The sequence below is a fragment of the Streptomyces misionensis genome, assembly GCF_007896895.1.
Lineage (GTDB): Bacteria > Actinomycetota > Actinomycetes > Streptomycetales > Streptomycetaceae > Streptomyces > Streptomyces misionensis_A.
The window spans coordinates 20,498-27,754 of sequence record NZ_VOGW01000133.1 but is presented as its reverse complement, the minus strand read 5'-3'; the positions used below and the strand labels follow the sequence as shown (position 1 = coordinate 27,754).

At 71.2% G+C, this 7,257-nt stretch carries 7 protein-coding genes; 1 reads left to right on the top strand and 6 read right to left on the bottom strand.

Going from position 1 to position 7,257, the window contains the following annotated elements; genetic code table 11:
* The 6 genes from FRZ03_RS23765 to FRZ03_RS23740 all read right to left on the bottom strand — a co-directional run.
* The coding region (locus FRZ03_RS23765) for an SCO1860 family LAETG-anchored protein (RefSeq protein WP_146467199.1) at nucleotides 1-937 on the bottom strand (937 nt) is incomplete at its 3' end.
* A 125-nt stretch (nucleotides 938-1,062) separates the two neighbouring features.
* Nucleotides 1,063-2,154, bottom strand: a complete 1,092-nt coding sequence (locus FRZ03_RS23760; RefSeq protein WP_146467181.1) for an amidohydrolase family protein — start codon at nucleotides 2,152-2,154, stop codon at nucleotides 1,063-1,065.
* Between the two features lie 41 nt (nucleotides 2,155-2,195).
* Nucleotides 2,196-3,092, bottom strand: a complete 897-nt coding sequence (locus tag FRZ03_RS23755) for an IS982 family transposase (protein WP_146467180.1) — start codon at nucleotides 3,090-3,092, stop codon at nucleotides 2,196-2,198.
* A gap of 57 nt (nucleotides 3,093-3,149) precedes the next feature.
* Nucleotides 3,150-3,944: an amino acid ABC transporter ATP-binding protein gene (locus FRZ03_RS23750; protein ID WP_146467179.1), complete on the bottom strand. Its 795-nt coding sequence runs from the start codon at nucleotides 3,942-3,944 to the stop codon at nucleotides 3,150-3,152.
* Nucleotides 3,941-4,774: an amino acid ABC transporter permease gene (locus tag FRZ03_RS23745; RefSeq protein WP_146467178.1), complete on the bottom strand. Its 834-nt coding sequence runs from the start codon at nucleotides 4,772-4,774 to the stop codon at nucleotides 3,941-3,943. Before FRZ03_RS23745 ends, FRZ03_RS23750 begins: the two co-directional genes overlap by 4 nt.
* A 4-nt stretch (nucleotides 4,775-4,778) precedes the next feature.
* Nucleotides 4,779-5,621 (bottom strand): basic amino acid ABC transporter substrate-binding protein, encoded by an 843-nt coding sequence (locus tag FRZ03_RS23740; RefSeq protein WP_146467177.1) that lies wholly within the window; start codon nucleotides 5,619-5,621, stop codon nucleotides 4,779-4,781.
* A gap of 199 nt (nucleotides 5,622-5,820) precedes the next feature.
* Here FRZ03_RS23740 and FRZ03_RS23735 point away from each other — a divergent pair, with 199 nt between their 5' ends.
* Nucleotides 5,821-6,921: an aminotransferase class V-fold PLP-dependent enzyme gene (locus FRZ03_RS23735; RefSeq protein ID WP_146467198.1), complete on the top strand. Its 1,101-nt coding sequence runs from the start codon at nucleotides 5,821-5,823 to the stop codon at nucleotides 6,919-6,921.
* Nucleotides 6,922-7,257: the final 336 nt, after the last annotated feature.

The following is a 7,257-nucleotide window of genomic DNA, read 5'->3' as shown; positions in this document are numbered from 1 at the left end:
AGCTCTTCCGTCGCCGCGCCGCCAGCACCGCTCCCCCGCCGAGCGCCAGCAGGGCCACCGCGCCGCCCGCGATGTACGGTGTCGCCGGATTGCCCCCGGTCTCGGCCAGGTCGGTCCCGGTGCCGCCGCCCTGGGGTTTCGTGTCGGAGACGGGGGCCGCGCCGGACGTGGTGCCGGGGGCGGGGTGGTGGCTCGGGGCCGGGTGGCCCGGGGCGGGCGCCGGCGGGGAGTCGCAGGTGGCCCTGGCGAGCGTGACCGTGCCCTCGACGTCGGCGACGTTGAGCTTCAACGGGTTGACGGAGACCTTGAGTTGCAGGGCGGTCGCCGCGGCCGTACGCGTCGTGGTGGCGCGCTGGGCGAGGTCGAGGCGGACCTCGCCGACGCCGGGCACCTTGACGTCGGTCGTGCCGCCCGCGGTGAGCGTGACGCGCCGGCCGAGGACGGTGACCGCGCCGAGGACGTCCGCGGCGGCGGTCGGCGTCCCGCCCGCCTCGCAGGTGGCCCGGGCGGTGACCGTGCCGACCTCGATCAGGGCGAGCGCGGGCAGCCCGGGCACGTGCAGCCGCGCGTTGACGAGCCGCACGGAGCCCTCCGCCCGCCGGTCGGTCACCGTGGCCTTCGCCTGCGCGACGTCCGCCCCGAGGACGGTGAAGGGCTTGCCGCCGGCCACCCCGTCCAGACGGGCGGTCAGGGCCGTGCGGTCGGCGCTGCGCGGCGCCCGGACCTCGTTGAGCGAGACGGCCAGCGGGACGTCGACGGACTTGTTGAGCAGGGACACGTCGAGGCCGGTGCGCAGCACGGTGGCTGAGGCGTGACCGGTGTCGCCGGTGGCGTGCGCCGCGCCCGCGCCGAGGAGCGCGGGCGCGGCGGCCAGGGCGGTGACGGTCGCCGCCGCGGCGAGACGGCGTCCGGGCATGCGGAAGGTGTTGCTGTTCACGGTGTGGGACCCCCCAGAGGGAACAAGCTTGGGACCCGTCAACCTTGTACGCCGTGTGGGTGAACGGTCAGCGATCCCGGGTCACTTCACTCCAAAGTGGAAATTCCGCACGCATCTTCGAAACGTCAGGAATACACGTTCCCGTCGACGACCACCCGGCGCGGCGCCGCCAGCACGCCCACGTCCGCCCGGGGGTCCTCGTCGTACACCACGAGGTCGGCCGGCGCCCCCTCCTCCAGGCCGGGCCGGCCCAGCCACTCCCGGGCGGTCCAACTGGTCGCCGCCAGCGCCTCGACGCGAGGGATGCCCGCCCGGACCAGCTCGGCGACCTCCGCCGCGACCAGGCCGTGGGGCAGCGAACCACCGGCGTCCGTGCCGACGAACACCGGGATGCCGGCGTCGTAGGCGCCGCGCACGGTGTCGTAGCGCCGCTCGTGCAGCCGTCGCATATGGGCGGACCAGCGCGGGTACTTGGTGTCGCCGCCCGCCGCGAGCCGCGGGAACGTGGCGATGTTGACGAGCGTGGGGACGATGGCCACACCCCGCTCGGCGAACAGCGGGATCAGGTCCTCGGTCAGTCCCGTGGCGTGCTCGATGCAGTCGATACCCGCCTCGACCAGATCGCGCAGCGAGTTCTCGGCGAAGCAGTGCGCGGTGACCCGGGCGCCGAGCCGGTGGGCCTCCTCGATCGCGGCCCGGGCCGCCTCGCGGGGCCAGCAGGGGGCGAGGTCGCCGAGGTCGCGGTCGATCCAGTCGCCGACCAGCTTGACCCAGCCGTCGCCGCGCCGGGCCTCCCGCGCGACGTACGCGACCAGGTCCTCCGGTTCGATCTCCCAGGCGTAGTTGCGGATGTAGCGGCGGGTGCGGGCGATGTGCCGGCCGGCCCGGATGATCTTCGGCAGGTCCTCGCGGTCGTCGATCCAGCGGGTGTCGGAGGGCGAGCCGGCGTCCCGCAGCAGCAGGGTGCCCGCCTCCCGGTCGGTCAGCGCCTGCTTCTCCGCGGTCTCCGCGTCGACCGGCCCCTCCGCGCCGAGGCCCACGTGGCAGTGGGCGTCGACCAGACCGGGCAGCGCCCAGCCCTCGACGGTGCGGACGTCCCGGGCCCCGGCCGGGCGGTCGAACGACACCCGGCCACCGACCACCCACAGCTCGTCCCGTACGTCCTCCGGTCCGACGAGGACCCTGCCCTTCACATGCAGCACCGGCTGATCGCTCATACCGGCACCTTAGAGGGCTAGACGAGTAGTTCCGATGTGGCTCAGTGGTCGTAGGCGATCAGTGACCTGGTGATGGGTGCGCCGATGGTGCGGTTGTGCCAAATTGCGCAGGTCATCGCCAGGATCCGTTGGGCCACGCGGACGCCGACGCCTTCGATGGTGCGGCCGCCGTGCTGTTCGAGGTCGAGCTGGCCCTTGAGGGTGTCGTTGACCGACTCGATCAGCTGGCGCACGGTCTTGAGCAGGCCCTCTCCCGGGCGTGGAGTGCCGCGGTTGCGGTAGGAGGGCCGCAGCAGGCTGATGCCGCGGGCGGCGAGAAAGCGGTCCAGTTCGGCGGCGATGTAGCCCTTGTCGGCCAGGATGAGCAGGCCGGCCCGGTCGGTGGCCAGGTGCGGCTCGTTGTCGATCAGGGCGGCCAGCACCTGCCGTTCGTCGATCTTCGGGTCAGCGAGGGCCCAGGTGACGGGCAGGCCGGCTGGGGTGCACACCAGGTGCAGCTTCAGGCCCCAGTAGAAGCGGGAGTGAGAGCGGCAGTAGCCGTAGCCCGCCCAGCCGGCCAGGTCGGAACGTTTGACGGTCTCCCGCGAGCGGGCGCACTCCACGGGGGTGGAGTCCACGATCCACACCGGGTCAAGCCACAGGTCGGTGTCCGCAGCCAGGGACCGGATCACCTGTTTGACCAGCCCCAGGGCGGCCCGCAGGCGCTTGTTGTACGCCGGCCGCTGGGGCAGGTAGGGGAACATCGCGTGCAGGTGGGCGTGGGCGAAGCGCAGCCAGCGGGCCTCGCAGTGGAAGCCCAGCATGGCCTGGGCCACGGCCAGGGTGACCAGTTCGGCGTCGGTCAGCCGAGGCGGCCGGCCGCGTCGGCGCGGGGTCTTCAGACGGTCGTCGATGTGCACGTACAGTGCGGTCAAGAGGGTGTCTAACTCGGTCGTCACAACCCGATGTTGGGCACCCTCCCCACGTCCGTGAACCCCGCATTCGGAACTACTCGTCTAGGGCCGGCCGGTTCCCCCCTGGTCCGGGACATCCTCCTCGACCTCGGCCATCGCCGGGTCGAGGAGGCGGGAGAGGAAGTGGCGGGTGCGCTCGTGCCGGGGTGCGCCGATGACCTGGTCGGGGCGGCCGTCCTCGACGATCACCCCGCCGTCCATGAAGACGACCCGGTCGGCGACCTCCCGGGCGAAGGTCATCTCGTGGGTGACGACCATCATCGTCATGCCCTCCCGGGCGAGCCCGCGCATCACGGCGAGGACGTCGCCGACCAGCTCGGGGTCGAGCGCGGAGGTCGGCTCGTCGAAGAGCATCACCTCGGGGCCCATGGCCAGGGCGCGGGCGATGGCCACGCGCTGCTGCTGGCCGCCGGAGAGCGAGGCGGGGTAGGCGTCCGCCTTCTCCGCCAGGCCGACGCGGGCCAGGTTCTCGGCGGCGATCCGCGCGGCCTGCGCCTTGTCCCGCTTCAGCACGCGGCGCTGCGGCAGCGTGAGGTTCTCGGTGACGCTGAGGTGGGGGAACAGGTTGAACTGCTGGAAGACCATGCCGATGCGGCGGCGCACGGCGTCGATGTCGACGTCCGGGTCGGTGACCTCGGTGCCGCCCACGAAGACCTGCCCCTTGGTCGGCTCCTCCAGCAGGTTCACACAGCGCAGCAGCGTGGACTTGCCGGAGCCGGAGGGGCCGATGACGCAGACGACCTCGCCCTGGCCGATCTCCAGGTCGATGCCGCGCAGCACCTGGTTGTCGCCGAAGGACTTGTGCAGGTCCCGGACGCTGATCTCGGGGCGGCTCACCTGATCTCCCTGAGGGACTTGGCTTCCATGCGGCGTACGACGAGGCTCAGCGGGATCGTGATCAGCAGATAGCACAGGCCCGCGACCAGGATGGGCGTGGAGTTGGCGGTCTGGCTGGCCAGGTCGTTGCCGAACTTGGACAGTTCGCGCTGTTCCAGGGTGACGCCGAGGAACAGCACCAGCGAGGAGTCCTTGAAGAGCAGGACGAGTTCGTTGGTCAGCGGCGGCAGGATGATCCGGAAGGCCTGCGGCAGGACGATGGAGACCATGGCCCGCGCGGGCGAGAAGCCGAGCGAGCGGGCCGCCTCCGTCTGCCCCTTGGGCACCGCCTGGATGCCCGCGCGGATCGTCTCCGCCATGTAGGCGGCGGAGACCAGTCCGAGCGCGACGGCGACCTTGCCGTACGTCCCGCCCGGGTACTGCACGTCCGGGAAGGCCAGGGGCACGCCGACGCCGACGAAGATGAAGATCAGCAGCGCCGGCAGGCCGCGGAAGATCTCGATGTAGATGCCGGCGAGCCAGCGGTAGGGCCCCACCGAGGACAGCCGCATCAGGGCGATGACCATGCCGAGGGCCAGGCCGACGACGAACCCGGAGAGCGTGTACAGCACGGTGTTCTTCAGGGCCACCGTGATCAGCTCGGGGAACAGCTGCTTCGCGATGGCGGGCTGCGCGAACTGGTTCTGCAGCCGCCCCCAGTCGGCGGAGACCGCGAAGGCGATCACCGCGGCGACGAGGACGGCGTACTGGGCGCCGCGCGAGATCCGGCGCTTCTGGGTGCGGGTCAGCCCGGTGCGCTTCGGCTGGACACCGGTGTCCGTGTCGGCCATGGGGTCAGGAACCGGCCGGGGAGGCGACGGAGGAGTCGTACGGGCCGATCCACTTCTCGTAGATCTTCTTGTAGGTGCCGTCGGCCTTGGCGTCCTTGAGGGCCTTGTTGATGGCGTTCAGCAGGGGCTTGTTGCCCTTCTTGACCGTGAAGCCGTACTGCTCGCCGGTCTTGAGGTTGTCGACCACCTTGAACTTCTCGGCGGTCGCCTTGTCCTTCAGCCAGCCCTGCACCACCGGGTAGTCGATGACGACGGCCTGGACCTGGCCGGTGCGCAGGCCGTTGAGGACCGCGTCGGAGGAGGCGAAGGAGACCGGGTCGAGGCCCTTCTTCTTGGCGAAGTCCTCGCCGGTGGTCTGCGCCTGGGCGCCGATCTTCTTGCCCTTGGCGCCGGCGAGCGACGTGATGCCGCTGCCCTTGTTGACCAGGACGGCCTGGGTGGCCTCGAAGTACGGGTCGGAGAAGTCGACGTTCTTCGCGCGCTCGGCGGTGATCGTCATGCCGGCGGCGGCCAGGTCGCACTGGCCGGAGTTCAGGAAGGCACCCGTCTTGAAGTTCTCGAACGGCGTGTCCACGATCTGCTGCTTGACGCCGAGGTCCTTGGCGACCAGGTCGATCAGGGAGACGTCGAAGCCCTGCACCTTGCCGTCGACCACCGACTGGAACGGCGGGTAGGGCAGGTGGGTGCAGGTGGTGAGCTTCCCCGCCTTGGCGAGGTGGACACCGCCGGCCGTGGTCTTGCCGCTCCCCGAGTCGCCGGAGGAACAGCCCGCCGCGACGAGGACGAGGCCGGCGGTCGCGGTGGTGGCGGCCAGAAGGCGGGTCCGGCGTCCGAGGAGGGTTTTCATTGGGGGAGTCTCCTGTGGGGGGAACGAGAGGTTCCGATTATAAGGAAATGTTTGGGCTGCTCAAAACAAACCCATGACCAGGTGGCATCCGAGCCTGAGAACCAACTGGTCCGTGGGGAGTTCGGGCCTGGAGTTACGCTCGTCTCGGCCGCCTCCAGGCCGGCCCCCGTGGACTTCTGTGAGCGAAGAGAGCACCGACGTGACCCACCCCTTCCTCGATCTGCCCCCGCTGACCGCGCAGCGCTTCGCCGCCATCGAGGACCGGGTGGCCCGGCTGCTGGACACCCGGCAGGACGTGCTGATCACCCAGGGCGAGGCGCTGCTGCCGCTGGAGGGCGCGATCCGCGCGGCGGCCGGACCGGGCACGGTGGCACTGAACGTGATCACCGGCCCCTACGGGCAGACCTTCGGCAACTGGCTGCGCGACGCCGGGGCCACGGTGCACGACATCTCGGTCCCCTTCCACACGGCGGTGCGGGCCGAGCAGATCAGCGCCGCGTTCGCCGAGCACCCCGAGATCGACTTCGTCTCCCTGGTGCACGCGGAGGCGGCGACCGGCAACACCAACCCGGTCGCGGAGATCGGCGAGGTGGTGCGACGCCAGGGCGCCCTCTTCTACCTGGACGCCGTCGCCTCCGTCGGCGCCGAGCCGGTGCTGCCGGACGCCTGGGGCGTGGACCTGTGCGTGATCGGCGCGCAGAAGGCGATGGGCGGGCCCGCGGGCGTGTCGGCGATCTCGGTGAGCGAGCGCGCCTGGGCCCGGATGGCGGCGAACCCGAACGCGCCGCGCCGCTCCTACCTCTCCCTGCTGGACTGGAAGGAGCGCTGGCTGGACGCCGGCCGCACGGCGCTGCCGCACGCCCCGGCGCAGCTGGAGATGCTGGCGCTGGACGCGTGCCTGGAGCGGATCGAGGCGGACGGCCCGAAGACGGTGATGGCCCGCCACCGCGGCGCGGCGCGCGCCACCCGGGCGGGCGCGCTGGCCCTCGGCGGCGGCCTGGAGCCGTACGTCCACGAGGCGGCGGACGCGGCCCCGGTGGCGACGACCCTGCGCGTGCCGTCCGCCATGGCCGCCTCGGAGCTGGTGGCCCACGCCCTGGCCGCCGACCCCGCGCTGCCGCTCGCCGCGGGCGGCGGCGCCCTGGCCAAGGAGATGATCAGGGTCAACCACTACGGCCCGGACGCCACCCCGGAAGCGGTGGACGCCTGTCTGGCCGCCCTGGGCGCGGCCCTCGCCGAGCGGGGCGCCACCGTGCACACCCAGGAGGCGCGCCGGGCCGCGGAGCAGGCCTGGCGGTAGCCACCGCCTTCCGCAGCGAACGGCCCGCGCCGCACGGCGCGGGCCGTTGTCGTGGCCCATGGACACGCGAATATCCCTCGCGAACAAATCGACGAAACCACCGAAGCCTGAATTCAATTTAGTTTCACAATTCCCGCCAATTTATTGGACGGCAGCTTCCCATAGTCTTCTGCCCGCTTTCCGTGAAGCTAAACGGGGCAGTTTTCCGGAACATTTCCGGCGGTTTCCGGGGTGTGACGCACTCCACAACCAAGTGACTTTGTCCCATTTTGACGTGGGATAACTCGGGCATTTCGCACACTCGTCCCGGCGACACCAGAGCCGCGGTCGTGCATT

Bases quoted from the DNA above. Each gene is read 5' to 3' on its own strand.
- FRZ03_RS23740 (WP_146467177.1), bottom strand. From the start codon at position 5,621: ATGAAAACCCTCCTCGGACGCCGGACCCGCCTTCTGGCCGCCACCACC.
- FRZ03_RS23745 (WP_146467178.1), bottom strand. From the start codon at position 4,774: ATGGCCGACACGGACACCGGTGTCCAGCCGAAGCGCACCGGGCTGACC.
- FRZ03_RS23760 (WP_146467181.1), bottom strand. From the start codon at position 2,154: ATGAGCGATCAGCCGGTGCTGCATGTGAAGGGCAGGGTCCTCGTCGGA.